Consider the following 26,088-nt stretch of genomic DNA (forward strand, 5'->3'; position numbering starts at 1 on the left):
ATTGGGCGGACCCATGTCCGCCTCCTCTCATGAAGAGACGGAATCGTCATGGCGCAACCACCTGCACTCCCCCTTCCCAAAGTCGCCCCGAGCCTGCGCGATATCGGTTTTGCCCTCGGCATCATCGGCATCATCTGCATTCTCTTCCTGCCGATCCCGCCGTTCCTGATCGATATGGGCCTGGCTTTCTCGATCGCTTTCTCGGTGCTGATCCTGATGGTCGCGCTGTGGATCCAGAAGCCGCTCGATTTCTCGTCTTTTCCGACCATTCTGCTGATCGCGACGATGACACGGTTGGCGCTCAACATCGCGACGACCCGCGTCATCCTGTCCCACGGCAATGAAGGCCACGATGCGGCCGGCGGCGTCATTGCCGGTTTCGCCAGTCTCGTCATGTCCGGCGACTTCGTCATCGGTCTGATCGTCTTCCTGATCCTCATCACCATCAACTTCATCGTCATCACCAAGGGTGCCACGCGTATCGCCGAAGTCGGCGCGCGTTTCACCCTCGACGCCATCCCGGGCAAGCAGATGTCGATCGATGCCGATCTCTCGGCCGGCATTATCGACGAAAAGGAAGCCCAGCGCCGGCGCAAGGAGCTCGAGGAGGAGAGCTCCTTCTTCGGGGCGATGGACGGCGCGTCGAAATTCGTGCGCGGCGATGCCGTCGCCGGCCTCATCATCACCGCGATTAACGTCTTCGGCGGCATCATCATCGGCTATTTCCGCCACGCCATGCCGATCGGCGAAGCGGCCGACGTCTTCGTCAAGCTCTCCGTCGGCGACGGCCTCGTCTCGCAGATGCCGGCCCTCATCGTTTCGCTCGCGGCCGGCCTTCTCGTGTCGCGCGGCGGCACGACCGGCTCCACCGACCAGGCGGTGGTCAACCAGCTGAGCGGCTATCCCCGCGCGCTCTCCGTCTCGGCCGTGCTGATGTTCGTTCTCGGCCTGATGCCGGGCCTGCCGACCATTCCCTTCACCGTCCTCGGCGGTCTTCTCGCCTTCGGCGCCTGGTTCATTCCGCGGCAGGTCGAGGCTGAAAATAAGCTTCGCCGCGAACAGGAGGAAAAGAAGGTCGTCCAGAGCAAGGAGCTGGAGAAGGATTCGGTCAAGTCGGTGCTACGCACCTCGGAGATCGAACTCGCACTCGGCAAGATGGTGTCGACCCGCCTGCTCGGCGCTCACCAGGAGCTGGCGTTCCGCGTCGGCAAGATGCGCAAGAAGTTCGCCACTCAATACGGTTTCGTGGTGCCGGAAATCAAGGTCACGGACGACATCGCCATCGCCGAGAAGTCTTATCAGATCCGCATCCACGGCACGACGGTCGCCTCCAATCTGCTGCGCGTCGGCGAAGTCCTCGTCGTCACCGGCGCCGGTCGCAAGCCCAGTATTCCCGGCGACGAAATCCGCGAACCCGCTTTCGGCATGCCGGCCGTCTCGATCCTCGAAAACTTCGCCGACGATCTGAAACGCGAAGGCTTCCAGCCGATCGACAACGTCTCCGTCGTGCTCACGCACATGAGCGAGGTCATCCGCAACAACCTGCCGCAGCTTCTGTCCTACAAGGACGTCAAGGTGCTGATCGATCGACTCGACCCGGAATACAAGAAGCTCGCCGATGAGATCTGCTCGTCGCACATGTCCTATTCCGGCCTGCAGGCGGTGCTCAAGCTCCTGCTTGCCGAGCGGGTGTCGATCCGCAACCTGCATCTCATTCTCGAAGCGGTGGCCGAGCTTGCCCCGCATGTCAGGAAGACCGAGCAGATCGTCGAGCATGTCCGCATCCGCATGGCCCAACAGCTCTGCGGCGATCTCGCCGATAATGGCGTATTGCGTGTGTTGCGCCTCGGCAGCAAATGGGATCTCGCCTTCCACCAGGCGCTGAAGCGCGATGCCAAGGGCGAGGTGATCGAATTCGACATCGATCCGCGCAGCCTGGAGGAATTCAGCGAGCAGGCCAGCAAAGTTATCCGTGAGTTCATGGATCGCGGCCTGCCGTTCGCCCTTGTCACGTCGCCGGAAACACGCTCCTATGTGCGCATGATAATCGAAAGGCTGTTCGCCACGCTCCCTGTCCTGTCGCATGTCGAATTGGCCAAGGGCATCGAAATAAAAATTTTGGGCTCGATTTCATGATAACAGACCCGCAAGGGACGGTTCTCGCGCTGTTTCTGGTTTTCTGCCGGATCGGCGGTTGTGTGCTGGTCCTTCCGGGTTTTTCCTCGGCGCGCGTGCCCGAGCAGCTGCGCGTCTTCATTGCCCTCGCGCTGTCGATCGCCGTCATGCCGCTGCTTTGGGACACCGTCTATCCCGCCGTCCACACGGGGTCCGCGACCTATATCGGCCTAATCTTCAGCGAATCACTGATCGGCGTGATGTACGGCATGCTGGCCAGACTCTATACGCTCGGCATGCAATTCGCCGCGACGATCCTCGCCATGATGGTCGGCTATACCCAGCCGGGTTCGGCCGATGTCATCGAAGATACGCCCGAGACCAGCCTTTCCGCCTTCATCACCTTTGCCGGCATCATGATTCTCTTCATCATGGATTTCCATCACATCGTCTTCCGCGCCCTGATCGATTCCTACACGACCATGCCTTTCGGCGGCCTGATGCAGATGCGCGCGACGCTGATCTCCTTCACCGACACGCTCGAGCAGACGACCTACATCATGCTGCGGCTGTCGAGCCCCTTTCTGATCTACGGCATGATCTTCAACGTCTCGATCGGCTTCATCAACAAGCTGGCGCCGCAGATCCCGGTCTATTTCATTTCCACGCCCTATCTCCTGATGGGCGGGCTCTTCCTGCTTTACATCTCGATTGCGGCGCTGATCAGCCAGTTCGGCCAAGCCTTCGGTTCGATCTATATCGGGCGATGAGGCTGTCATGATCGAGAAGAGCCGTTCCCAGAAGCTCAAGCGTCTCCTGTCGGTGCAACGGCATATCGAAAGGATGGCGGAAAACGATCTGGCGGAAACCAGCCGTCAACGCATCGAGGTCAATGCGGCGATGGACGACGTCATCGTCGCGCTCGGCTCGATGGATCCCGTCCACCACGCTTTTTCACAGAATTATGCCGATCGATTCGGCAGACTCACCATCAAGGATCAGCAGCTGACCGGCATGCAGCAGATCCACGAGATGCGGCTGTCGCGGGAGCGCGCCAAGGCCGATCGGCTGGAAGAGGGCTTGAAAGAGGCCTTGGACGCCGAGCGTCGGGAGGCCGACGACAATGCCGTTTACGATGTGATCGACCAGCAATTCGCAACGCCAGCCTCCAGCAAGCTTCAAAAACCATAATCGTTGCGATCTTAATTCAGAGGATTGTAACGTGGCTATTTCGCCCCCCAGTGATCTGGTCCTGGACGTGGTCAAAGCTGCCGACCCCATGGAGGTTCAGGCAGCCCAGGAAAAATTGAAGGCAAATCGCGCGGCCTTTGCCGCGACGAGCCTCGCCGAGAACGGCAAGGGCTTCTCCAATGCGGTCGACGTTCTCGATCATGTCGGCCAGAAGAGCGGCCTCTCCAATATTCAGAACCGCACCAAGACTGAGGAGGTTCCGGAAAGCTACCGGAAGTTCGAGGCCATGGTGCTGCAGAACTTCGTCAAGTCGATGCTGCCGAGCGAGAGCGAAGACGTCTACGGCAAGGGCGCGACCGGCGATATCTGGAAGGGCATGATGGCCGAGCAGCTCGGCAACACCATGGCGAAGGGCGACGGTATCGGCATCGCCAAGCAGATGTACAGCGAGCAGCTGCGCCGTCAGGAGGGCAAGATCGTCAATGCCGCGACCGATGATCGCGACCGCAACACCGCGCTCAGCATGATCGATGACTTCCAGCGCAGGACCTTCGGCACGCCAACCGCCGACTCCAAGACAGCAAGCGACGCATAATCGAGGATACAATGGAAATAGTTTCGAACGAATACAGGATCAAATCCGTTCTCGGACGCCTCGAGATGATCATCGACAATGAGAACACCCGGATCGGCAACGATCCGCAGTTCGACCTCAAGGTCTCCAACGCCCACAAGAGCCGTTGCCTCTACGAGCTGTCGATGCTTTTCCGCGACACCGATCCGGCCGAGCTTGCCGCTGCCCATCTCGATCAGCTGCACGGCCTGAAAAAGAAGCTGGTTCTTAACGCCCGGCGTGTCGAGGCGCATCTCGAAGCAGTTCGTGCAGTGGCCGACCTCCTGAAGAATGCGGTTCAGGACGCCGACGCCGACGGCACCTATTCCCAGGAACAATTCGCCACGCGTGGAAACTGATGGTCAAGCTCGTCCTCACCGGTATCTGGGTCTGCGCCATCACCTTGGCCTCGGTCTATTTTTCGGTGTACCTGGCGACGGCGCCGGCACCCGCGGCAACGGATTCCAAGCAGAGCGCGCTCGAACTGGTGAAGGGTGAAACGATCACTGTGCCGGTCATCGGTGACGGCGCGATCACCGGTTATTTTCTCGGCCGCATTTCCTTCATGATGAACAAGGACATGCTGAAGGGCGTGACCTTGCCGCTGACCGAGATGACGACCGACGAGCTTTTCAGCCTGCTCGTCGGCAACAAGATGGTCGATCTTGCCCACATCAAATCCTTCGACCCGAAAGCCTTTCGCGAGGAGATCAGGAAGGGCATGAACGAGCGCCTCGGCGGCGAGTATGTCGCCGACGTGATGCTGGAGCAGCTTGATTATCTCTCCAAGGAAGAGGTCAAGGAAAATTCGGCCGGTCAGCCGAAGAAGCTCGGCGCACCGGTGAAGATCATCGAGGGCGCGCCAGCTGAGGAAGCATCGGCCCCGCTCGCCCATTGAACAACCGACCATCAATGCACAAACGGCGCCTTCGGGCGCCGTTTGTCGTTGGGCCGTCTTTGGTTAATAAACTACTTATACGAGCATCAAAATCCAAGGAATTTTCCTAAGGGTTGTTTGAAACCGTCCTGTTATATCAGGTGGCACAGCTTGGCATGCGCCGTTTCCGCTATCGGGGCGACGCCTTTCCATGCGTGACGCGACCGGTCCTTTCGAGACCTCCGGGGTGCGGAATATGGGCTTGTTTTCCGGGATGTCGGGCGCATGAAGCACCCTCGGCAGGAGGTAGGAATGAATTTGATTGCAAACTTCGCGGTGCTTGCGTCGCGGCGGACGATCTTCGATCTGCCGGTCTGCGATCTCGACTGGGACGATGCCCTCGTTTTCATCAACGAGCTCGCCTCCATCCCCGTCGGTCAGACCGTGGTTTGCTTCGTCAACGCCCATAACATGCTGACGGCCCTGCGGGACGATGAATATTACCGGATCATGTCGCACAATCTGGTGCTGCCTGATGGTATCGGCCTCAACATCGCTTCGCAGATCGCCCATGGCGCGCCATTTCCCGCCAATTTGAACGGCACTGATTTCGTCCCGGCCTTCCTCACCTTCATGGAGGCCCCGCGCCGCATCGGTCTTATCGGCGGCAAGCGCTCGGTCGTCGAGGCGGCGGCAGAAAATTTCCACAAGCACACGCCCTGGCATGAATTTGTCGTTATTTCCGACGGTTTTTTCGACAAGGTCGACTCCACGGATGTCATCGAGGAGATCGAGCGCCAGAAACTCGATATTCTGATCGTCGGCATGGGGACACCGCTGCAGGAGAAATGGGTTCACGACAATATCCGCGCCGACCATGCGCGCCTGGTGCTGACGGTGGGCGCTCTCTTCGACTTCGTCTCCGGCGCCGTGCCGCGGGCGCCGAAGACGGTGCGGATGATGCGTCTTGAATGGGCCTATCGCCTGATACAGGAGCCCGCGCGCCTCTGGCGGCGCTATATCGTCGGCATTCCGGTCTTCCTCTTTCATGTGCTGCGCTACCGCTTCCGCCGGCGCGAAAGAATTCTCGGCCATCCCGAAGAGCCCCGCAGCATCGTGCAGCCGGCGGCCGATCGCAAGAAGGCGAGCTGAGCCTGAATTGCCCGCGCGTTTGACGCGCAGGCAGCGCTATCGAGAACCGGACCGCAATTCTTGCCGGTCGCGGTTAACCATTTCTTTGCCATGAATATTTAGAGTGGCTTAATCATCTGCATCGCGTGCGGATGAGTAAACTTGGCCATCATGTGCATGAGATGTGGTGCAAATGTACGATAGCAGGGCCAGAAGCAGTTTTCTCGATCGCGCAGCCGCAAGGCCGCGCGCCCATGACGATCACTACCGGCAGTCCCGATCGAACGGAGCGAATATCGCCCCGCCCGAAGCCGACCTGCTGCGCGCCATCGGCCGTGTGCTGGAAGAGCAGCGCGTGAAGGCGGCGCCCGAGGCGCCGCTCGTCGACCGCATCGAAACCATTCTCGGCAACCGTCTCCGGGCTGCCAATGATGTCGGCCATCGTCTTCCGACGGAACCAGCACGATATGGGGAGCCGGCGGTTCCCGCCGGCGAGACGGCAATTTCGGTCGAACTGCCGGCCGCAAGTCATCAGGAACCGGTCGAGCCCCGCCCGGCGGCACCGCAACCCCGCGCGGGCAGGACCGGCTTTGCGGTAATGGTCGCTGCCGCAACAATCCTGGGCGCCGGTCTGCCGATGCTGATGCCGGCTGCGCCTGTCCACTACCGCGCCGAAACGACGCTTGCTGTGAAAACGGATGCCGCAAGCCGCGCCGCTTTCACGCAGGCTGCGGCAAAGGGGCTAGTGTCCGCGCGCACGGTGGCCTCGACGGTCGCTGCGTTGAAACTTGATCGCGATCCTGAATTTGCCGGTTCCAGCACCAATGCGCTCGGCATTGCATTCGATCTCCTCTCGGGAACCGGTGCCGCCGCCGATCCGGCCTCGCGCGCCGAAGCCACGCTGAAACAAGCGATTGAGATCGTGCCCGATGCGGCCGCCGGCACGATTCTCGTCAGGGTGACGACCGGCGACAGTGGCAAATCCATGCGCATCGCCGCGCGGCTTGCCGAAACCGGTTCCACAGGCAGCGGCCAAGGTCGGAGCGCTGAGACCGACGCCACCCTGCGTAAGGCCTATGACGAGGCTCAGGCCGAGCTTTCCGCCTTCACGGCAAAGAGCGGCGATGGCAATGTCAAGGTAGCGATCGACCTTCGTCGTCAGATCGACCGGCTTGATGCCGATCTGAAAGAGGCAGACCAGAACATTCTCGCGGCCAAGGCGCAGGCCGACCGGCTGAAGGCGGCGAAGCTTGCCGACGTGCTGGATGGTTCGTTGCCCTCCGGCATGCTCTCGCCGGCGATGCAGGACTGGCGCGACAAATATGCGGTCGCAAGGACGACGTTTGCGCAGCTTTCGGCTGAGCTTGGCCCACGCCATCCCCGCCTGTTGCAGCAGCAGGCCGAAACGGATGGGCTTAAGGAGAACATGGGCAAGGAGCTTGCCCGGCTCGCTCAGGTCGCCAATGCCGCTGCCAAGGCTGCGGTCGATGCGCGCAAGGGACTGAACGAGCGCCGCAACATGCTGATCGCCCAGAGCCGGGATACCGGCGTCGATCTCTCGCGGCTGACCGAACTGCGCGAAAAGGCGAATGCCGCCCGCTCGCGCCTGGATGATGCGGCATCCGTATCGGCGGCGGCAGGCGACGGCCATATCACCGTTTTGAAGCCGCCGCTGGCATCGGCGACATCGGCAAAGAGTGGTCTGACCGGCCGCGCTCTGGCCGGCGCCGCCACAGGCCTGGCAGTCGCTGTCGCACTGGCTTTCCTGCTGTCCTTGCGCAAATCCGTCGCGGCTCCGGCAACGGATGTGCCGGCGTCCGCGTCCGTCCCTTCTCCGCCGCCATCGCCCGTGCCGGCCTCTGCTGCGGTCGACGAGGTCGAACTGCTGCGCTCCCAAATCTCAGGCCTGCGGGACCGGCTTCGTGTTCATGTGATGGAAACGCGGCAACAGCGGCGCTGAACCACCCATTTCCTTGCAAATTTGATATTGCCTTGCCGCTTTCCGACAGGATAGGGCGTTAGCGGGCATTTGACGCTCGTCAACTATCCATAGATTGACGCTAAACAGGGCGGAGAGACGCGTGACGACAGTAATCGACGGCAAGAACGTAGCTGCATCGGTAATTCAGACGGTCAAGAGTGCGACGGCAGCGCTGGAAAAAAGCAGCGGCATCACCACCGGCCTTGCGGTCATCATCGTCGGCGACGATCCGGCGAGCCACGCCTATGTCGGCTCCAAGGGCCGCATGGCCAAGGAATGCGGCTTCAAGTCGGTCCAGCACACGCTGCCGGCCGAGACCAAGCAGGAGGATCTGGCTGCCCTCGTCGCCACCCTCAACGGCGATCCGTCGATCCATGGCATCCTTGTGCAATTGCCCTTGCCGAAGCCGCTCGACAGCGAGCCGATCATCCAGTCGATCCTGCCCGAAAAGGATGTCGACGGCCTGAGCGTCGTCAACGCCGGCAAGCTTGCCACCGGCGACCTGAAGACCGGTCTGGTCTCCTGCACGCCGGCCGGCGCCATGGTCTTCGTCCGCCGCACCCATGGCGAGGATCTCTCCGGCCTCAACGCCGTCGTCATCGGCCGTTCCAACCTGTTCGGCAAGCCGATGGCGCAACTGCTGCTCAATGCCAATGCGACGGTGACGATCGCGCATTCGAGAACCAAGAATCTCGCCGAGGTCTGCCGCAACGCCGATATTCTGGTCGCCGCCGTCGGCCGGCCGGAAATGGTCAAGGCCGATTGGGTCAAGCCCGGCGCGACCGTGATCGACGTCGGCATCAATCGCGTGCCGGCTCCTGAGAAGGGCGAGGGCAAGACCCGGCTCGTCGGCGACGTCGCCTTCCGCGAGGTCTCCGAGGTCGCCGGCACCATCACGCCGGTTCCGGGCGGCGTCGGCCCGATGACCATCGCCATGCTGATGGCCAATACGGTCATCGCCGCCCATCGCACCGCCGGGCAGACGCCGCCGCAGTTCTGATTATGGTTGCTGCGGGGCTGGGCCCGTCGAGGCCCTGACGATCAACTCGGTTTTCCAGAGCTCCTGTTCGGGGAAGGGGCCGGCCTCTTTCACCGTGCCGATCAGCCGCTGGGCGATGCGAACGCCTGCGGCCCGCAGCGAGGAGCGTGTCGTCGTCAGCGGCACCGAGAAGTTTTCCGGCTTCAAGAGCGGCAGCACGTCGTCATGGGCGATCAGCGAAATGTCCTCGCCGAGCCGCAATCCGGCCTGGTTCACCGCGCGGATCGCCCCGAGCGCCATCACCGTGCTGGAGCAGAGGATCGCCGTCGGCCGTTCCGGCAGTTGCAGGAACCGTTCCATCGCCAGCAGGCCCAGTTCGTCCGTCATCAGTGCGTGGCTCATGCAATCCTCCTCCAGCGTGAGGCCGCGTTCGGCAAGGGCTGAGATGACGCCGTTCCTTCTGCGGATCGCGAAATCGAGATGTATCGGCCCATTCATCAAGGCAAAACGCGTGTGGCCGAGCTGCAGCAAGAGCCGCGTCGCGTCGTAGAAGGCCCCTTCATTGTCGATGTCGAGATAGGGATAATCCTGCTCCGCGCCGAAGGAGCGACCGTGGACGACATAGGGCATGGAGAGCGATTTCAGCATGGCGAGCCGCGGGTCGTGAGCGCGCATATAGGCGATGAACAGCGCGTCGACATTACCGCTGATCGCAAGCCGCCGGAGCGCCGCCACCTCGTCGTCCGGATCGGACGGCATGATGACGAAATGGAAATCGTGGCGCACGGCCTCCTCGCCGAGTCCAGCCAGGAATTCGCCGAAATGCACGTCGGACTGGTGGCCGGGCGCCGTCGGCATGACGAGGCCGATCGAACCTGCCTTGCCGGTCGCAAGCCGCTGCGCAGCCTTGTTCGGCCGGTACCCGGTTTCCTTCACGGCTTGGAGCACGCGCTCTCGGGTCGCCTCGTTGACCTCGGGATAACCGTTGAGCGCTCGGCTCACTGTCGTCTGCGAAAGCCCCAGCAATTCCGATAGCTGTTTGAGATTCACCTGCTATGCTTCCTCCCGGCCCGCTTGGCGCCTCGACGGGCAAGCCGCCTCCCAGCGACAGCCAAAGCGCTTTCAATTATGTATTCATTTGGCGCGCTTGACTCAAGAAAAATCGCTCCATATTGCCCAATAGACACTAGTGAGACGGCGCTATTCCGCATGTCTGCCGCGACTTTTAGCGAAATGACTTGACTTCGCTCCACCGAAAGTGGAATGAGTTGGGGTGCCAAAGCGCTTTGAAAATTTCCGATGAAGAAGTTTGGCGCGGTTTTGTGATGGGAGGTTGATCACATGAAAAAGTCATTTTTGATGGGCGTTGCCGTGGCGGCGCTTTTTGCCGGTGCTGCGTCCGCGGCCGACCTGAAATTTGCCCCGGGACAGGATGCCAAGTTCAACTGGAAGAGCTATGACGAATTCAAGGCCGCTCATGCCGATCTGAAGGGGCAGCCGCTGACGATCTTCGGCCCGTGGCGCGGTGAGGACGAGGCGTTCTTCCGCAGCGTTCTCGCCTATTTTACCGAAGCGACCGGAATCGACGTCAAATATTCCTCTTCCGAAAACTACGAACAGCAGATCGTCATCGACACGCAGGCCGGCTCGCCGCCGAATATCGCCGTTCTGCCGCAGCCGGGCCTTCTGGCCGACCTCGCCGGCAAGGGCTTCCTGACGCCGCTCGGCGACGACAATTCCAAGTGGATCAAGGACAATTACGGCGCCGGCGACAGCTGGGTCGGTTACGGCACCTACAAGGGCAAGGACGGCAAGGAAGCCTTCTACGCCTTCCCCTATAAGGCCGACGTCAAGTCGCTGGTGTGGTACGTTCCGGAGAATTTCGAGGAAGCCGGCTACAAGATCCCGACGACCATGGAAGAGCTCCATGCTCTGACCGACCAGATCGTCAAGGATGGCGGCGTTCCCTGGTGCATCGGTCTCGGTTCCGGTGGCGCCACCGGCTGGCCGGCGACCGACTGGGTCGAGGACATCATGCTGCGCATGCAGTCGCCGGAAGCCTATGACAAATGGACGACGAACGAGCTGAAGTTCACCGATCCGGCCGTCGTTGCCGCGATCGAAGAATTCGGCAAGTTCGCCAAGAACGAGAAATATGTAAACGGTGGCGTCGCGGCCGTGGCATCGACCGATTTCCGCGACAGCCCGAAGGGCCTCTTCACCGTTCCGCCGAAGTGCTACCTGCACCATCAGGCCTCGTTCATACCGTCCTTCTTCCCTGAAGGCACGAAGCTCGGACAGGATGCCGACTTCTTCTATATGCCGACCTATGCTTCGCATCCCGAACTCGGCAAGCCGGTGCTCGGCGCCGGCACGCTCGTCTCGATCACCAAGGACTCGAAGACGGCCCGCGCCTTCATCGACTTCCTGAAGACCCCGATCGCGCATGAAGTCTGGATGGCGCAGTCGAGCTTCCTGACGCCCTATAAGGGCGTCAGCACCGATGCCTATGCCAATCCGCAAATGAAGAAGGAAGGCGAGATCCTGACGTCCGCCACCACCTTCCGCTTTGACGGTTCCGACCTGATGCCGGGGAAGATCGGCGCCGGCGCCTTCTGGACGGGCATGGTTGATTTCGTCGGCGGCAAGTCCGCCGAGGAGGCCGCCGGCGAAATCCAGAGCGCCTGGGACGGCATCAAATAATCTTTCAAAACGATGCCGCCGGTTTGCCGGCGGCATACGCTCCATGACTGGCCGGGTTCGCAAAGAGCCGGGCCAATGGGATATATTGTGATTGGGCAATGCAAACATATTGACGGTGGCCGGCCTTGACCCGTCAGAATGAAAGCCGGTCGGAATAAGATCAGGGGAAGCAGGGGAGGGACGTAATGCTGTTGCAGATAGTGTCCGCTTTGGGCGTCGTGGTCGCCGCCGTTGTCGCGTGCTCGGCCTATTTCTATTTTTCGAATAAGATCCTCGATTTCGCTCTGCCGGTGAAGGACGGCGACATCCGCGCCGCCTCGCGCAACCTCAACCGCCGTGCGCTCATCCGGCCATGGCTGTTTCTCGGCCCGGCGCTCTTCCTGCTTTTCGTCTATCTCGTCTACCCGGTCGTCGCGACCTTCATTCTCTCCTTCTATGACCGCACCGGCCAGCAATTCGTCGGCGTGGCCAATTACAAATGGGCGATCGGTGACCGCGAATTCCGCCAGTCGATCTTCAACAACATCCTCTGGCTCGCCGTCGTGCCGGCCGCCTGCACCTTCTTCGGCCTGGTGATCGCGGTGATGACCGACCGCATCTGGTGGGGCAATATCGCCAAGAGCATCGTCTTCATGCCGATGGCGATCTCCTTCGTCGGCGCCTCGGTCATCTGGAAATTCATCTATGAATATCGCGGCGGCAACGACGTCCAGATCGGCCTCTTGAACGCCATCGTCCAGCTGTTCGGCGGCACGCCCGAAGTCTGGATCTCGGTTCCCTTCTGGAACAATTTCTTCCTGATGGTCATCCTCATCTGGATCCAGACTGGTTTCGCCATGGTCATCCTCTCGGCAGCGCTGCGCGGCATTCCCGAGGAGACGATCGAAGCCGCCGTCATCGACGGCGCCAATGGCTGGCAGATCTTCTGGCGCATCATGGTGCCGCAGGTCTGGGGCACCATCGCCGTCGTCTGGACGACGATCACCATCCTCGTCCTCAAGGTTTTCGACATCGTGCTGACCATGACCAACGGCCAGTGGCAGACCATGGTGCTGGCGAACCTGATGTTCGACTGGATGTTCCGCGGCGGCGGCGATTCCGGCCGAAGTGCGGTCATCGCCATCATCATCATGCTTGCCGTCACGCCGATCATGGTCTGGAACGTGCGCCGCGCCAACCGCGAACTGAAGGGCCATTGAGATGACCGCTGTCGGAAGCTACTTCAAGATCGGCCCCGCCCGTCTCTTCGTTCACCTTGCCGTTCTGCTGATCGTCATCATCTGGCTGATCCCGACGCTCGGCATCTTCGTCAGCGCCTTGCGCGACAAGGACCAGATCGTCGTCTCCGGCTGGTGGACGTCCTTTGTCGGCTCGACGCAGACCGTCGCCGTCCGCCTGGGCACGCCCGATCAGCAAAAGCAGGACGGCGCCACTTACGTCATCTCAGGCAATGTGCTGGAAGGGCAGACCGGCCGCTCGGTAAAAGCCTTCGGCAACCGCGTGCAGCAACCGGCCGCTTTTGAAGCCGGCGAGACCGCCGATCTCGGCGATGGCGAGAGCCTGCAGATCAACAGCGACGGCAGCTATCGCTACATGAAGAACACGGCCTTTTCGCCCGACGAGCGGCCGCGGCGCATCTACGTGTCCGTCTCCGCGCCGCCGGAGTTCACGCTGCAGAACTACAAGACGGTTCTGACCGGCGAAGGCATCGGTCAGTCCTTCATCAATTCGCTGACGGTGACGATCCCGGCAACGATCATCCCGATCCTGATTGCCGCTTTTGCCGCCTATGCATTGAGCTGGATGGAGTTTCCCGGGCGCGCGCTGCTGATTGCGCTTGTGGTCGGCCTCATCGTCGTGCCGCTGCAGATGTCGCTGATTCCGCTGCTGCGTCTCTACAACGAGATCGGCAATATGCTTGGCCAGCCGTCGAAGACCTATCCTGGCATCTGGTTCGCGCACACCGCCTTCGGCATGCCGCTCGCCATCTTTCTCCTGCGGGCCTATATCGCCGGCCTGCCGAAGGAGATCATCGAATCCGCCCGCGTCGACGGCGCAAGCGACTTCGAGATCTTCGTTCGTATCGTTTTGCCCCTGTCCTTCCCGGCACTCGCCTCCTTCGCCATCTTCCAGTTCCTGTGGGTATGGAATGACCTGCTCGTCGCCATGGTCTTCCTCGGCACTGACCAGGATCACCTCGTGCTGACGGGCAGGCTGAACGCGCTGCTCGGCTCGCGCGGGGGCAATTGGGAGATTTTGACGGCGTCGGCCTTCGTCACTATCGTCGTGCCGCTGCTGGTCTTCTTCGGACTGCAGCGTTATCTGGTGCGTGGTCTGCTGGCGGGTTCGGTCAAGGGCGGCTGACCATTTCCAAACTGACTTCAGACAGGATATTCCATGAACGTGGCTCCTCAATCGATCTTGACTCCCGACAAGGACTGGTGGCGCGGCGCGGTGATCTATCAGATCTATCCGCGCTCCTACCAGGACTCGAACGGCGACGGCATCGGCGACCTGAAGGGCATCACCGCCCGCCTGCCGCATGTGGCAAGCCTCGGCGTCGATGCGATCTGGATCTCGCCCTTCTTCACCTCACCGATGCGCGATTTCGGTTACGACGTTTCCGATTACGAGAACGTCGATTCGATTTTCGGCACGCTGGTGGATTTCGACACGATGATCGCTGAGGCCCATCGTCTCGGCATCCGTGTGATGATCGACCTCGTCATCTCCCACAGCTCGGACCAGCACCCCTGGTTCGTGCAGAGCCGTTCCAGCAAGACCAATGCCAAGGCTGACTGGTATGTCTGGGCCGATGCCAAACCCGATGGTTCGCCGCCGAACAACTGGCTGTCGATCTTCGGCGGCTCCGCATGGGCGTGGGATCCGACGCGCATGCAGTATTACCTGCACAATTTCCTGACCTCGCAGCCGGATATGAACCTGCATAATCCGGAAGTGCAGGACCGCCTGCTCGATGTCGTGCGCTTCTGGCTCAATCGCGGCGTCGACGGCTTCCGCCTCGACACCATCAATTTCTATTTCCACGATCCGCTCCTGCGCGACAATCCGGCGCTTGCCCCTGAGCGGCGCAACGCCTCGACGGCGCCGGCGGTCAATCCCTACAATTTCCAGGAGCATATCTACGACAAGAACCGGCCGGAGAACCTTGCCTTCCTGAAGCGCTTCCGCGCCGTCCTCGAGGAGTTTCCGGCAATCGCCGCCGTCGGCGAGGTGGGCGACAGCCAGCGCGGCCTCGAAATCGTCGGCGAATATACCTCCGGCAATGACAAGATGCATATGTGTTATGCCTTCGAATTCCTTGCCCCCGATCCGCTGACGCCGGAGCGCGTCGAGGAGGTGATGGAGGATTTCGAAGCTGCCGCGCCCGATGGCTGGGCCTGCTGGGCCTTCTCCAATCACGACGTCATGCGTCACGTCAGCCGCTGGGGCGGGCTGGTCGCCGATCACGACGCCTTTGCCAAGCTCTATGCTTCGCTGCTCTTGACGTTGCGCGGCTCCGTCTGCCTCTACCAGGGCGAGGAACTGGCCCTGACCGAGGCCGATCTCGCCTATCAGGATCTGCAGGATCCCTATGGCATCCAGTTCTGGCCGGAATTCAAGGGCCGCGACGGCTGCCGTACGCCGATGGTCTGGGACAGCCACGTCGCCCAGGGCGGTTTTTCAACCGTCAAGCCCTGGCTTCCGGTTCCGGTCGAGCACATTCTGCGCGCCGTCAACGTCCAGCAGGGCGACGAGACTTCGGTGCTGGAGCACTATCGCCGCTTCATTGCCTTCCGCAAGCTGCACCCGGCCTTTGCCAAGGGTGAGATCGAATTCGAGGAGGCGCAGGGCGATAGCCTGGTCTTCACCCGCGAACACGCCGATGAGAAGCTGCTCTGCATCTTCAACATGAGCCCGGCCGAGACCGGCGTCACTCTGCCTGCGGGAGAATGGCAGGCATTGACGGGCCATGGCTTTACCAGCAACAACTATGGCGACAAGATCGATATTCCGGCCTGGGGGGCGTATTTCGCCCGTCTCGCCTAAGGATCAGGAGGGGAGTGAGAAATGACTGGACTGACACTGAAGGACATCCGCAAATCCTACGGTTCCGTGGATGTTCTCCATGGTATCGACCTCGATATCAAGCAGGGCGAATTCATCGTCTTCGTCGGTCCGTCCGGCTGCGGCAAGTCCACGCTTCTGCGCATGATCGCCGGTCTCGAGGCGATTACCGGCGGCGAGATGTATATCGACGGCCAGCTCGTCAATGACGTGCCGCCCTCGAAGCGCGGCATCGCCATGGTCTTCCAGTCATACGCGCTCTACCCCCACATGACCGTCTACGACAACATGGCCTTCGGCATGAAGATCGCCGGCGAAAACAAGCAGGAGATCGACCGCCGCGTCCGCGCGGCGGCCGAGAGTCTGCAGCTGACCAAATATCTCGACCGGCTGCCGAAGGCGCTCTCCGGCGGCCAGCGCCAGCGCGTGGCGATCGGTCGCGCCATCTGCCGCGATCCCAAGGTCTTCCTGTTCGACGAGCCGCTGTCCAACCTCGATGCCGCGCTGCGCGTCGCCACGCGTATCGAAATTGCCCGTCTCAATGAGCAGATGGCCGATACGACGATGATCTACGTCACCCACGACCAGGTCGAGGCGATGACGCTCGCCGACCGCATCGTCGTCCTGTCGGCCGGCAATATCGAGCAGGTCGGTGCGCCGCTGGAGCTCTACGAGCGCCCCGCCAACCTCTTCGTCGCGAAATTCATCGGCTCGCCCGCCATGAACATCATTCCGGCGACGATCGCGGGGACCGGCAGCCAGACGACCGTGACGCTGACCGGCGGCATGTCGGTGACATTGGACGTGGCGACCGATGCCTCCGAGAGGGGCAAGCAGGCGAGCTTCGGCGTCCGTCCCGAAGATCTGAGGATCGCCGACGGCGCCGACTATCTTTTCGAGGGCGAAGTGTCGATCGTCGAAGCGCTCGGCGAAGTGACGCTGCTCTATATTGAGGGCCTCGTGCCCGGCGAACCGATCGTCGTCAAGCTGCCGGGCATTTACGATGTCCATAAGGGCCAGAAGATGCGCTTTGCCGCCGATCGGCAGAGGCTGCATCTCTTTGACGCGAGCGGCCATACATACCGGAAATGAGGCGGCCATTTTTGGGGTGGTAATCCCGGGAATTATGTGGAGGCAGCCGAATTCTCACTTTCTGTTAAAGATCGGCTGCTACCTTTTCCTCATCACTTTATGAGGGGGATAAGCAGGTGGCCGCTTCCAATCCGTCACAGCCAAGATCTCATTTCCTGAGCAAGGAAGAGTCCTTCATGTATGACCGCGAGGCGCGGTTCAAAATGGAGGATACGATGAACGCCGCGCGCATCGAATATACGGAAAAGGGCGTCATGCACGCGGCTTCGCGCCGCTGCGACATTGTCCGCATCTCGATGAGCAGCGCAACATTGGCCATCCTGACCCAGTTCAACCTGCCGAAGCAGTTCTATCTGGATATTCCGGATGCCCGCATCACCAAGGTCGGATGCCTGCTGATGAAGGTCAACGCCAACAATACGATCGAGGTTCGCTTCCTGCGGCTGCTGACGCAGAAGGAGCTGAACAAGATCTTCGTCTACAGCACGCACCCCGCGCACAAGGACTACGTCCTCGATATCCGCGCCTGACGGATAGTCTCGGACCGCTCATAGAAAAACCCGCGGGACGCTTCAGGCGCCCCGCGGGTTTTTCTTGTTTAAACTGATTGCGCTCAGTGGAAGAGCACGCTGGCGCCCTGATCGGATGCGCCGACGGCGCGGCGGAAGGGGGCGAAGAGTTCACGGCCCATGCCGAATTCATTGTCGGAGAGATCGATGCTCACCGGCTCGCGCTCGGCCATGTCGGCTGCATCGACCAGCACTTCGAGCGTGCCCTTGATCGCGTCGAGGCGAATGATGTCGCCGTCCCGGATGCGGGCGATTGGGCCGCCATCGACCGCTTCCGGCGTGACGTGGATTGCTGCCGGCACCTTGCCGGATGCGCCCGACATGCGCCCGTCGGTGAGCAGCGCCACGCGGAAGCCGCGGTCCTGCAGCACGCCGAGCGGCGGCGTCAGCTTGTGCAGTTCCGGCATACCGTTCGCCTTCGGCCCCTGGAAGCGTACGACCGCGATGAAATCGCGGTTGAGCTTGCCTTCCTTGAAAGCGTCCTGCAGTTCCTGCTGGCTGTGGAAGACAATCGCCGGCGCCTCGATGACGTGGCGCTCCGGCTTGACGGCGGAGATCTTGATGACCGCCTTGCCGAGATTGCCACGCAGCATCTTCAGCCCGCCATTGGCCTGGAACGGCGTCTCGATGCTGGAAAGCACCTTCGGATCGTGGCTCTTCTCCGGCGACGGTTCGCGCAACACGGTGCGGTTCTCGCCGAGCCGGGCATCGACCGTATAGGCCTCGAGGCCTTGGCCGAAGACGGTGCGCACGTCGTCATGCACCAGCCCGTGCTTGAGGAGTTCCTTGATGAGGAAACCCATGCCGCCGGCCGCCTGGAAATGGTTCACGTCGGCAAGCCCGTTCGGATAGACGCGGGCAAGCAGCGGCACGATCTCCGAAAGCTCGGCAATGTCCTGCCAGGTGAGCTGGATGCCGGCTGCCCGCGCCATGGCGACGAGGTGCAGCGTGTGGTTGGTCGAGCCGCCGGTCGCATGCAGGCCGACGACGCCGTTGACGATCGAGCGCTCATCGATCATCTCGCCGGCTGGCGTGAATTCGTTGCCGAGTGCGGTGATCGCCAGCGCCCGCTTGGCGGCTTCGCGCGTCAGCGCTTCCCGCAGCGGCGTGCCGGGGTTGACGAAGGAGGAGCCCGGCATGTGGAATCCCATGATCTCCATCAGCATCTGGTTGGAGTTGGCGGTGCCGTAGAAGGTGCAGGTGCCGGGACCATGATAGGATTTCGATTCCGCCTCCAGAAGCTCGGCGCGCCCGACCTTGCCCTCGGCAAAGAGCTGCCGCACGCGCGACTTCTCGTCGTTCGGCAGGCCTGTGGTCATCGGACCGGCGGGAACGAAGATCGACGGCAAGTGGCCGAAGGATAGTGCGGCGATGACGAGGCCCGGCACGATCTTGTCGCAGACGCCGAGGAAGAGGGCGGCATCGAACATATTGTGCGACAGGCCGACGCCCGCGGCCATGGCGATCAGGTCACGCGAGAAGAGCGAGAGCTCCATGCCCGGCTGTCCCTGGGTGACGCCGTCGCACATGGCGGGCACGCCGCCGGCCACCTGAGCGACACCGCCTGCCTCGGCGGCCGCCTCACGGATGATCGCCGGATAGGTCTCGAACGGCTGGTGGGCCGAGAGCATGTCGTTATAGGCGGTGATGATGCCGAGATTGGGTATGCGGTCGCCGGCGAGCGCATCTTTTTCGGCGGGGGAACAGACCGCGAAGCCGTGCGCGAGGTTGGCGCAGCCGAGCACCGAGCGCTGCACACCCTTTGAAGCGGCGGCGCGCAGGCGTTCCAGGTAGCGCTCGCGGGTCGGCTTCGAGCGTTCGACAATGCGATCGGTGATCGCAGAAATGCGTGCATGAGCGGACATGGAAAATCCCTGCCTTGTTCGTTGTCTCTATCTCTTTCGGCGGCTCCGGCCTGAAATCCGGATCCGGTCTGGGGCCGATCAGGGAGCCCAGTAGATCTCGACCGGGGAAGTGGCCCGGCGCAGAACGGCGCGGATCGGCATTTCTGCCTCGTCACCGCTGCCTTCCGCCTTTGCGAGAACGTCTTTTTTGCCTTCGCCCTCAATATGGAGCACCAGGAGTGCGGCATCCTGAAGACTGGAGAAGGTGAAGGTCAGGCGCGGCTCGCCGGCTCCTTCCGCTTCCATGGTGATGACGCCGCGCGGCGTCGACGCGTCGAGCGCCCGGGCAAGATTGCTGCCGCCGGGGAAGAACGAAGCCGTGTGGCCGTCGCCGCCCATGCCGAGGATGACGACGTCGAAGGGTATTCCGATTTCGTCGCTTTTTTCCGTCGCAAGCCGTGCGGCCTCCTCGACGGAGGATGCCGGCTGGTAAAGCGGCACGAAACGCGCCGCTTTTGCCTTGTTCTGAAGAAGGTTGGCATCGACCAGCAGGTGGTTCGAGCGGGCATTGTCGGCCGGCACGAAACGTTCGTCCACCAGCGTGATCGTCACTTTGTCCCAGGCGATGTCGCGTGTCGAAAGCGCCTGGAAGAAGGCCTTCGGCGTCGAACCGCCGGAAACGGCGATGGACGCCGCACCGCGGGCGGCGATTGCCGCCGAAAGCCTGTCGGCGACCGTGTCGGCGAGGCTGTCGGCGAGGTCGGCAGCAGTGGCGAAGGAATGCAGGTTCGATGCCATCGGTGTCGTCCTAGATGTCGTCATGCCAGGTGCGGCCGTCGCGCTCGATCAGCGCGATGGCCTGGCTCGGGCCCCAGGTGCCGGCCGTATAGCCCTGCACCTGCTGGCCGGTCGTTTCCCAACCCTTGAGGATCGGATCCACCCACCTCCATGCGGCCTCGACTTCGTCGCGGCGCATGAACAATGTCTGGTTGGAGCGGATCACGTCCATCAGCAGGCGCTCGTAGGCGTCGGGATTGCGGACATTGAAGGCCTGGGCGAAGCTCATGTCGAGCGATACGCTGCGCAGGCGCATGCCGCCCGGACCCGGATCTTTGATCATCAGCGACTGCTTGACCCCCTCATCCGGCTGCAGGCGAATGATCAGCTGGTTGGCGACAATGCGCCCGGCCGCCTGGTCGAAGATCGCATGCGGGATCGGCTTGAAGGTGATGACGATTTCCGACATGCGCCCGGTAAGGCGCTTGCCGGTTCTGATGTAGAAGGGCACACCCGCCCAGCGCCAGTTGTTGATCTCCGCCTTGATGGCGACGAAGGTCTCGGTGTTGGAGACGCCGCCTTCGAGCTCTTCGAGATAACCCTTGACCGGGCCGCTGCTCGATGCACCGGCCCGGTACTGGCCGCGAACCGTCGCCTGCTCGACATTGGAAGCGTCGAGCGGCTTCAGGGCGCGCAGCACCTTCAGCTTCTCGTCGCGAACGGCTTCCGAATCCATCGACGAGGGCACTTCCATCGCGGTCAGGCAGAGCAGCTGCAGGATGTGGTTCTGCACCATGTCGCGCAGCGCACCGGCGGTATCGTAATAGCCGGCGCGGCCTTCGAGGCCGACCGATTCCGCCACGGTGATCTGCACATGATCGATGTAGTTGGCGTTCCACAGCGGCTCATAGAGCGCGTTGGCAAAACGCAGCGCCATCAGGTTCTGCACCGTCTCCTTGCCGAGATAGTGGTCGATGCGGAAGATCTGCTCTTCCTTGAAGACGCGGCCGATCGTGTCGTTGAGCTGCAGCGCCGAGGCGAGGTCGCGGCCGATCGGTTTTTCGACGACGATGCGGGTCGACTTGGTGATCAGCTTGTGATCATGGATCTTTTGCGAAATGTCGCCGAAGATGCCAGGTGCAACCGCCAGATAGAAGCCGCGCACCCGATCCTTGCTTTCGTCGAGCAGCTTTTTCAGCTCATCCCAGCCGGTGTCCGTGCGGGCGTCGACTGAAACATAATAGAGGCGGGCACAGAACTTCTCGACCTCGTCTTCGTCGTATTCACCTTTCTTCAGGTGTTCCTTCAGCGCGTCCCTGGCGAACTTGCGATATTCCTCATGCGAAAGCGGGCTGCGCGAGGCGCCGATGATACGCGTCGGCTCCTTGAACTGGCCCTCGATCTGGCGATGGTAGAGCGCGGGCAAAAGCTTCCGCTCGGCAAGGTCGCCGCTGCCGCCGAAGACGACGCAATCAAAGGGCTCAACGGGAATGATCTGGCTGCTCATGAGCTTGTCTCTCAATCAGGCTGGTTGCGGCCCTTTTAATCTAATCGATTTAAAAAAGCTAGTGTGCAGTGCAATGAATCTGTCGGGCTCCGGTTTTAGAGCGAATTGCCGGAAGAGGAAATCCGCAATCGGACTAAAACTTGTCGCGAAGCGCAAACCACGACAAGGCGAGGAAAAGCAGCGGCGCCCGCATCCGGGCTCCGCCGGGAAAGGCAGGAATATCGAGCGATCTGAACAGGTCGAGATCGCCGGATTTGCCAAGCACCGTTTCCGCATAGAGCCTGCCACAGTAGTTTGACAGCATGACGCCATGGCCGGAGTAACCACCGATCGAGGTGACGCCGGGCATCACATCGCGCACGAAAAGCTGGCGCGGCATGGTGATTCCGACGCTGCCGCCCCAGGCATGGGTGATCTGGATATCCTTCAAGCCAGGATAGACCTCGCCGATCTGCCGTCGGATGTGCCGCGATATGTCCCGGGGATTGTCCGCCGTATAGGCCTCGCGGCCACCGAACAGCAGGCGGCCTTCGACTTTGCGGAAATAGCGAACGACGAAGCGCGAATCGGCGACAGCTTCGCCTCCCGGCAGCACATCGGGATAGGCCTCAAGCGGAACGGTGGCGCCGATAAAGGAGCGGATTGGCATGACATGACTTGCCGTCACCGGCTCCAGATTGCCGATATGACCGTTGCAGGCGACTAGCGCCCGGTCGGCGGTGATCGTTCCCCTTTCGGTTTCGATCATCACCTTGCCGCCGGTTTGGCGGATCGCCTTTGCAGGGGTCATCTCGAAGATATCAGCGCCGGCATTGGAGGCCACCCGCGCCAGCCCGATGAGCAGCTTCAGCGGATGAATATGGCCGGTGCCGACATCACGCACGCCGCAGTGGAAACGGTTTGAGCCGAGCCGCTCCTGCGTTTCCTTCCGGTCCATGAAGCGCAAATGCGGATAGCCGTAACGCTCAGCGGCGATTTCCGCATTTTCACGATAGTCGCGTTCGTAGCTTGCCTTGTGCGCGACGTTGAGCTGGCCAGGCACGTAATCGATCTCGATCTGATGTTCCCTGGCGAAATCGAGAAGATGGCGCTTGGCCGCCTCGGCGACATCGAACAGCGCCTTCGAGCGTTCGTAGCCGATCTTTTCCTCAAGCTCTTCCGGCCACCACCGCTGGCCGGTGCCGAGCTGGCCGCCATTGCGCCCGGAGGCTCCGTCGCCGAAGCGCCATGCCTCGATCAGCACCACCGAAACGCCCGACTTGGCGAGGTTGTAGGCGGCCTGCAGGCCGGTATAGCCGCCGCCGACAATGGCGACGTCGCATGTCCTCGAGCCGTCGAGAGCGGCGTAGGTCGGCCGCCCCCCGACGTTTGCTTGGTACCAGGATAGCCCGGGCGCAATCGGGCTTTGCCACATCTCCTGCGACGCCATGATATCCTCACACGTTGAGCAGAAGAAACTCCCGCTCCCAGGGACTGATCACCTGCATGAAGGTCTCGAACTCGCCGCGCTTGACGCCGGCGTAAAGGCCGATGAACTGCTTGCCGAACACCTCTTCGAAGGCGAGCTCGTCCTCCATCAGCGCCACGGCTTCCAGCAGACCGCGCGGCAGGTCGATCGAGCCTTCATTGGCCGAATCCTCGGTCGGCGCCGTCGGCTCGATCTGCCTCATGATGCCGAGCAGGCCGGCGGCGAGCGAGGCTGCGAGCGCCAGATAGGGATTGGCGTCCGAACTCGGCAGCCGGTTTTCCACCCGCCGCGCCTGCGGATCGGAAACCGGGACGCGGAAGGCGGTCGTCCGGTTGTCGTAGCCCCAGGCATTGTTGACCGGGCAGGACATGTCGGGCTGCAGGCGGCGGTAGGAATTCACATAGGGGGCCAGCATCGCCATCGCGCTCGGCACGAATTTCTGCATGCCGCCGATGAAATGGAAAAATTCCTTCGAGGCCGATCCGTCCAGATTAGAGAAGACGTTCCTACCCGTCTCGATATTGACCACCGATTGGTGGATATGCATCGCCGAGCCCGGCTGCCCCTGCATCGGCTTGGCCATGAAGGTCGCGTAGATGTCGTGCTTCAGCGCCGCCTCGCGGATCGTGCGCTTGAACAGGAACACCTGGTCGGCAAGCTCGATCGGATTGCCATGGCGCAGGTTGATCTCGAGCTGCGCCGGTCCCTCCTCGTGGATCAGCGTATCGATCTCCAGCCCCTGCTTTTCGGAGAAGTGGTAGATATCGTCGATCAGTTCGTCGAACTCGTTGATGCCGGCGATCGAATAGCCCTGGCCGCCGAGGATCGAGCGGCCGGAGCGGCCTTTCGGCGGATGCAGCGGATAGTCGGGGTCGTCATTCTTGGCGACCAGATAGAACTCGATCTCCGGCGCCACGATCGGCTTCCAGCCGCGGTCGTGATAGAGGCTCATGATCCGCTTCAAGACGTTGCGCGGCGTATAGGGCACTTCCCCGCCGTCCGAATCGACGATGTCGCAGATCACCTGGGCCGTCGGGTCGGTCTCCCAGGGCACGACCGAAAGCGTCGAAAGGTCGGGCATCAGCTTCAGGTCGCTGTCGCGCGGCTCGTATCGGAAGCTCTCCGTCTCCTCCGGATACTCGCCGGAAATCGTATGCCGGTAGATCGCCGAAGGCAGCGCCAGCGAGGTGTTGGAGGTAAATTTGGAACTCGGCATCATCTTGCCGCGCGGCACGCCGGCAAGGTCCGGCGTGATGCATTCGATGTCTTCGATGCCCCTGGCCCTCAGCCACTGCGCCGCTTCCTTCCAGTTCGCAACGCCGCGCAGGGATCCGGGGTCCGGAGGTGTTTTCGTCGAGGCGGGTACGTTTCTGGCAGGCTTCAGCGTCGTCTTTTTTGGGGACATGACACACCGGTTTGGTTGATCGTGGCGCCATCATAGCCGGAGTTTGCCAATTGGCGAGGGGTTGAGAACGTTGACTTTCGCCCTTTGATGGAAAAGAAGACGCCGGTTGGATTGGGGAAAAGGGTTTGCAGCACAAAAGCGACGTCATCATCATCGGCGCCGGAGCCGCCGGCATGATGGCGGCCATTCGCGCGGGTAAACGCGGCCGCTCGGTCGTCGTCATCGACCATGCGAAGGTGCCTGGCGAGAAGATCCGCATATCGGGCGGCGGTCGCTGCAATTTCACCAATATCCATGCCGAGCCGAAGAATTTCCTGTCCGCCAATCCGCATTTCTGCAAGTCGGCGCTTGCCCGTTTCACGCCCGCCGATTTCATCGCCATGGTCGACCGACACGGCATTGCCTGGCACGAAAAGACGCTCGGCCAATTGTTCTGCGACGACAGCGCCAAGGACATCATCCGCATGCTGCTGGACGAGATGCGCGCGGCCGGCGCGGGCCTGCATCTCGGCACCGAAATATCAGGTGTCGAGAGAAGTGAGGCTGGCTTCCGCGTCTCCACGGGCGAAAGCGTCTTCGAGGCATCCTCTCTCATCGTTGCGACCGGCGGCAAATCGATCCCGAAGATGGGCGCCACCGGCTTTGCCTATCGCCTTGCCGAGCAGTTCGGGCTGGCCGTGCTCGAAACCCGCCCGGGTCTCGTGCCGCTGACGCTCGATCCCGGCCTGCTTGCAAGCTTAGCGCCGCTTGCCGGCATTTCCGCACCTGCCGAAATCCGCCATGGCCGCACCGCTTTTCGCGAAGCGCTGCTGTTTACCCATCGGGGCTTAAGCGGTCCCGCCATCCTGCAGATCTCGTCCTACTGGCGGGAGGGCGATGAAATCGTTGTCGCGGTCGAGCCGGATGTCGACATATCAGCGCAGCTGAAGACGGCAAAGCAGTTGAAAGGCCGCCAGTCGGCCCAGACAGCTCTCGGCGATATCCTGCCGAAGCGGCTGGCCCAGTTTCTCGTCGAGCGGGAAAAGATCGCCGGCAATATGGCCGATCTGCCCGACAAGGCGCTGCAGCGGCTGGCCGCCAGCGCCCAGAACTGGATCATCAAACCGTCCGGCTCTGAAGGCTACCGCACCGCCGAAGTGACGCTCGGCGGCATCGACACGGCGGCGCTCGATTCCCGCAGCATGGAAGCAAAGACCGTTCCAGGCCTTTATTTCGTCGGGGAATGTGTCGACGTCACCGGCTGGCTCGGCGGCTATAATTTCCAATGGGCCTGGGCTTCCGGCTTTGCCGCCGGCGAATGCGCATAGAAATATCCGGTGTAACGATTCAAGACTTCTTAAGAGAGGTGCGCCATCCTGTCTCAATTGCCGGCTCTGAAAGCTTTTCCCAAATTAAGCTTTACCGGCAGGCCTTTTTGTTGGACTGTTGTGTCACAAAAGTGAGGTTTCGAGCATGAACAGAAACGCACGACGCGCCCGCGCCATCGCAATCGCCCAGGCAAAACCCGACGCCCGCATCGCCACCCTGCGATACCTGATGCTCGCAGCCGGCGCGACCGCCGCCAGCTTGGCGCTGCTGCTCGCTCACCTCATCTGATCCTGCCGAGCGTCGACAAGCAAACTTGCGGCCCCCGTTCGCAACACTGCGGCTGCGTGGCGCATAATCTGCAATTATTTCACCGCCTTGGCTTAAGTCACCATGACCGCTTATCTGAAAATTAATATCTAATCTGACACTATTGCCCGCGATTATTTGGGCGTTTCCAACT

General features: G+C 61.6%; 23 protein-coding genes. 17 read left to right on the forward strand and 6 right to left on the reverse strand.

The window, feature by feature from the left end:
* Positions 1-48 precede the first annotated feature (48 nt).
* The 9 genes from flhA to folD all read left to right on the forward strand — a co-directional run bounded on the left by flhA (position 49) and on the right by folD (position 8,908).
* Positions 49-2,136, forward strand: coding sequence for a flagellar biosynthesis protein FlhA (gene flhA, locus NL154_RS01625; RefSeq protein WP_210629184.1), 2,088 nt, complete (start codon positions 49-51; stop codon positions 2,134-2,136).
* Positions 2,133-2,885 (forward strand): flagellar biosynthetic protein FliR, encoded by a 753-nt coding sequence (gene fliR, locus NL154_RS01630; RefSeq protein WP_210629183.1) that lies wholly within the window; start codon positions 2,133-2,135, stop codon positions 2,883-2,885. Before flhA ends, fliR begins: the two co-directional genes overlap by 4 nt.
* A gap of 7 nt (positions 2,886-2,892) precedes the next feature.
* Positions 2,893-3,306 (forward strand): hypothetical protein, encoded by a 414-nt coding sequence (locus NL154_RS01635; RefSeq protein ID WP_210629182.1) that lies wholly within the window; start codon positions 2,893-2,895, stop codon positions 3,304-3,306.
* Positions 3,307-3,337: 31 nt separating this feature from the next.
* Positions 3,338-3,901: a rod-binding protein gene (locus NL154_RS01640; RefSeq protein WP_210629181.1), complete on the forward strand. Its 564-nt coding sequence runs from the start codon at positions 3,338-3,340 to the stop codon at positions 3,899-3,901.
* Between the two features lie 11 nt (positions 3,902-3,912).
* A complete protein-coding gene (locus NL154_RS01645; protein WP_210629180.1) occupies positions 3,913-4,278 on the forward strand; it encodes a hypothetical protein in 366 nt (121 codons plus the stop codon).
* Positions 4,278-4,817 (forward strand): hypothetical protein, encoded by a 540-nt coding sequence (locus NL154_RS01650; protein WP_210629179.1) that lies wholly within the window; start codon positions 4,278-4,280, stop codon positions 4,815-4,817. Before NL154_RS01645 ends, NL154_RS01650 begins: the two co-directional genes overlap by 1 nt.
* 291 nt (positions 4,818-5,108) lie before the next feature.
* Positions 5,109-5,948, forward strand: coding sequence for a WecB/TagA/CpsF family glycosyltransferase (locus NL154_RS01655; protein ID WP_434733466.1), 840 nt, complete (start codon positions 5,109-5,111; stop codon positions 5,946-5,948).
* A gap of 172 nt (positions 5,949-6,120) precedes the next feature.
* A complete protein-coding gene (locus NL154_RS01660) occupies positions 6,121-7,887 on the forward strand; it encodes a succinoglycan biosynthesis protein exop (RefSeq protein WP_434733467.1) in 1,767 nt (588 codons plus the stop codon).
* Positions 7,888-8,008: 121 nt separating this feature from the next.
* Positions 8,009-8,908, forward strand: a complete 900-nt coding sequence (folD, locus tag NL154_RS01665; RefSeq protein ID WP_434733468.1) for a bifunctional methylenetetrahydrofolate dehydrogenase/methenyltetrahydrofolate cyclohydrolase FolD — start codon at positions 8,009-8,011, stop codon at positions 8,906-8,908.
* On the opposite strand, the gene NL154_RS01670 is transcribed toward folD, so the two are convergent.
* Positions 8,909-9,937 carry a LacI family DNA-binding transcriptional regulator gene (locus NL154_RS01670; protein WP_434733469.1) on the reverse strand — a complete coding sequence of 343 codons (1,029 nt, stop codon included), beginning with the start codon at positions 9,935-9,937 and terminating at the stop codon, positions 8,909-8,911.
* A gap of 291 nt (positions 9,938-10,228) precedes the next feature.
* On the opposite strand from NL154_RS01670, the gene NL154_RS01675 reads away from it, so the two are divergent.
* From NL154_RS01675 to NL154_RS01700, 6 genes are all read left to right on the forward strand, one after another.
* On the forward strand, positions 10,229-11,590 hold the full coding sequence (locus NL154_RS01675) for an ABC transporter substrate-binding protein (RefSeq protein ID WP_210629174.1): 1,362 nt from the start codon (positions 10,229-10,231) through the stop codon (positions 11,588-11,590).
* Between the two features lie 185 nt (positions 11,591-11,775).
* Complete coding sequence (locus tag NL154_RS01680) at positions 11,776-12,789, forward strand: carbohydrate ABC transporter permease (protein WP_210629173.1); 1,014 nt, start codon at positions 11,776-11,778, stop codon at positions 12,787-12,789.
* A 1-nt stretch (position 12,790) separates the two neighbouring features.
* The gene (locus NL154_RS01685; protein ID WP_434733470.1) at positions 12,791-13,954 is read left to right on the forward strand and encodes a carbohydrate ABC transporter permease; all 1,164 of its coding nucleotides are present in this window, start codon (positions 12,791-12,793) and stop codon (positions 13,952-13,954) included.
* Positions 13,955-13,987: 33 nt separating this feature from the next.
* Positions 13,988-15,640 (forward strand): alpha-glucosidase, encoded by a 1,653-nt coding sequence (locus NL154_RS01690; RefSeq protein ID WP_221146746.1) that lies wholly within the window; start codon positions 13,988-13,990, stop codon positions 15,638-15,640.
* A gap of 21 nt (positions 15,641-15,661) precedes the next feature.
* Positions 15,662-16,750 (forward strand): ABC transporter ATP-binding protein, encoded by a 1,089-nt coding sequence (locus NL154_RS01695; protein ID WP_434733471.1) that lies wholly within the window; start codon positions 15,662-15,664, stop codon positions 16,748-16,750.
* A 176-nt stretch (positions 16,751-16,926) separates the two neighbouring features.
* A complete protein-coding gene (locus NL154_RS01700; RefSeq protein ID WP_009996042.1) occupies positions 16,927-17,280 on the forward strand; it encodes a hypothetical protein in 354 nt (117 codons plus the stop codon).
* 83 nt (positions 17,281-17,363) lie between these two features.
* Here the strand turns inward: NL154_RS01700 and edd are convergent, their stop codons facing one another.
* From edd to NL154_RS01725, 5 genes are all read right to left on the reverse strand, one after another.
* Positions 17,364-19,184: a phosphogluconate dehydratase gene (gene edd / locus NL154_RS01705; RefSeq protein WP_434733472.1), complete on the reverse strand. Its 1,821-nt coding sequence runs from the start codon at positions 19,182-19,184 to the stop codon at positions 17,364-17,366.
* A gap of 78 nt (positions 19,185-19,262) precedes the next feature.
* On the reverse strand, positions 19,263-19,961 hold the full coding sequence (gene pgl, locus NL154_RS01710; protein ID WP_434733473.1) for a 6-phosphogluconolactonase: 699 nt from the start codon (positions 19,959-19,961) through the stop codon (positions 19,263-19,265).
* 10 nt (positions 19,962-19,971) lie between these two features.
* Positions 19,972-21,447 (reverse strand): glucose-6-phosphate dehydrogenase, encoded by a 1,476-nt coding sequence (zwf, locus tag NL154_RS01715; RefSeq protein WP_210629167.1) that lies wholly within the window; start codon positions 21,445-21,447, stop codon positions 19,972-19,974.
* Between the two features lie 133 nt (positions 21,448-21,580).
* A complete protein-coding gene (locus NL154_RS01720; protein WP_434733474.1) occupies positions 21,581-22,876 on the reverse strand; it encodes an NAD(P)/FAD-dependent oxidoreductase in 1,296 nt (431 codons plus the stop codon).
* Between the two features lie 7 nt (positions 22,877-22,883).
* Positions 22,884-24,320: a glutamine synthetase family protein gene (locus NL154_RS01725; RefSeq protein WP_434733475.1), complete on the reverse strand. Its 1,437-nt coding sequence runs from the start codon at positions 24,318-24,320 to the stop codon at positions 22,884-22,886.
* A gap of 125 nt (positions 24,321-24,445) precedes the next feature.
* Between NL154_RS01725 and NL154_RS01730 the strand changes: the two genes are divergently transcribed.
* Together NL154_RS01730 and NL154_RS01735 are read left to right on the forward strand one after the other, a co-directional pair.
* On the forward strand, positions 24,446-25,627 hold the full coding sequence (locus NL154_RS01730) for an NAD(P)/FAD-dependent oxidoreductase (RefSeq protein ID WP_210629164.1): 1,182 nt from the start codon (positions 24,446-24,448) through the stop codon (positions 25,625-25,627).
* 145 nt (positions 25,628-25,772) lie between these two features.
* Positions 25,773-25,916, forward strand: coding sequence for a hypothetical protein (locus NL154_RS01735; protein ID WP_210629163.1), 144 nt, complete (start codon positions 25,773-25,775; stop codon positions 25,914-25,916).
* The last annotated feature ends 172 nt before the right edge of the window (positions 25,917-26,088 follow it).

Origin of the sequence: Rhizobium sp. YTUHZ044, assembly GCF_051123975.1 — a bacterium.
Taxonomy (GTDB): domain Bacteria; phylum Pseudomonadota; class Alphaproteobacteria; order Rhizobiales; family Rhizobiaceae; genus Rhizobium.

Excerpts from the sequence above, each read along its gene's own strand:
- flhA (WP_210629184.1), top strand. The coding sequence starts at position 49 with ATGGCGCAACCACCTGCACTCCCCCTTCCCAAAGTCGCCCCGAGCCTG.
- fliR (WP_210629183.1), top strand. The coding sequence starts at position 2,133 with ATGATAACAGACCCGCAAGGGACGGTTCTCGCGCTGTTTCTGGTTTTC.
- NL154_RS01635 (WP_210629182.1), top strand. The coding sequence starts at position 2,893 with ATGATCGAGAAGAGCCGTTCCCAGAAGCTCAAGCGTCTCCTGTCGGTG.
- NL154_RS01645 (WP_210629180.1), top strand. The coding sequence starts at position 3,913 with ATGGAAATAGTTTCGAACGAATACAGGATCAAATCCGTTCTCGGACGC.
- NL154_RS01650 (WP_210629179.1), top strand. The coding sequence starts at position 4,278 with ATGGTCAAGCTCGTCCTCACCGGTATCTGGGTCTGCGCCATCACCTTG.
- NL154_RS01655 (WP_434733466.1), top strand. The coding sequence starts at position 5,109 with ATGAATTTGATTGCAAACTTCGCGGTGCTTGCGTCGCGGCGGACGATC.
- NL154_RS01660 (WP_434733467.1), top strand. The coding sequence starts at position 6,121 with ATGTACGATAGCAGGGCCAGAAGCAGTTTTCTCGATCGCGCAGCCGCA.
- NL154_RS01675 (WP_210629174.1), top strand. The coding sequence starts at position 10,229 with ATGAAAAAGTCATTTTTGATGGGCGTTGCCGTGGCGGCGCTTTTTGCC.
- NL154_RS01680 (WP_210629173.1), top strand. The coding sequence starts at position 11,776 with ATGCTGTTGCAGATAGTGTCCGCTTTGGGCGTCGTGGTCGCCGCCGTT.
- NL154_RS01685 (WP_434733470.1), top strand. The coding sequence starts at position 12,791 with ATGACCGCTGTCGGAAGCTACTTCAAGATCGGCCCCGCCCGTCTCTTC.
- NL154_RS01690 (WP_221146746.1), top strand. The coding sequence starts at position 13,988 with ATGAACGTGGCTCCTCAATCGATCTTGACTCCCGACAAGGACTGGTGG.
- NL154_RS01695 (WP_434733471.1), top strand. The coding sequence starts at position 15,662 with ATGACTGGACTGACACTGAAGGACATCCGCAAATCCTACGGTTCCGTG.
- NL154_RS01700 (WP_009996042.1), top strand. The coding sequence starts at position 16,927 with ATGTATGACCGCGAGGCGCGGTTCAAAATGGAGGATACGATGAACGCC.
- edd (WP_434733472.1), bottom strand. The coding sequence starts at position 19,184 with ATGTCCGCTCATGCACGCATTTCTGCGATCACCGATCGCATTGTCGAA.
- pgl (WP_434733473.1), bottom strand. The coding sequence starts at position 19,961 with ATGGCATCGAACCTGCATTCCTTCGCCACTGCTGCCGACCTCGCCGAC.
- zwf (WP_210629167.1), bottom strand. The coding sequence starts at position 21,447 with ATGAGCAGCCAGATCATTCCCGTTGAGCCCTTTGATTGCGTCGTCTTC.
- NL154_RS01720 (WP_434733474.1), bottom strand. The coding sequence starts at position 22,876 with ATGGCGTCGCAGGAGATGTGGCAAAGCCCGATTGCGCCCGGGCTATCC.
- NL154_RS01725 (WP_434733475.1), bottom strand. The coding sequence starts at position 24,320 with ATGTCCCCAAAAAAGACGACGCTGAAGCCTGCCAGAAACGTACCCGCC.
- NL154_RS01735 (WP_210629163.1), top strand. The coding sequence starts at position 25,773 with ATGAACAGAAACGCACGACGCGCCCGCGCCATCGCAATCGCCCAGGCA.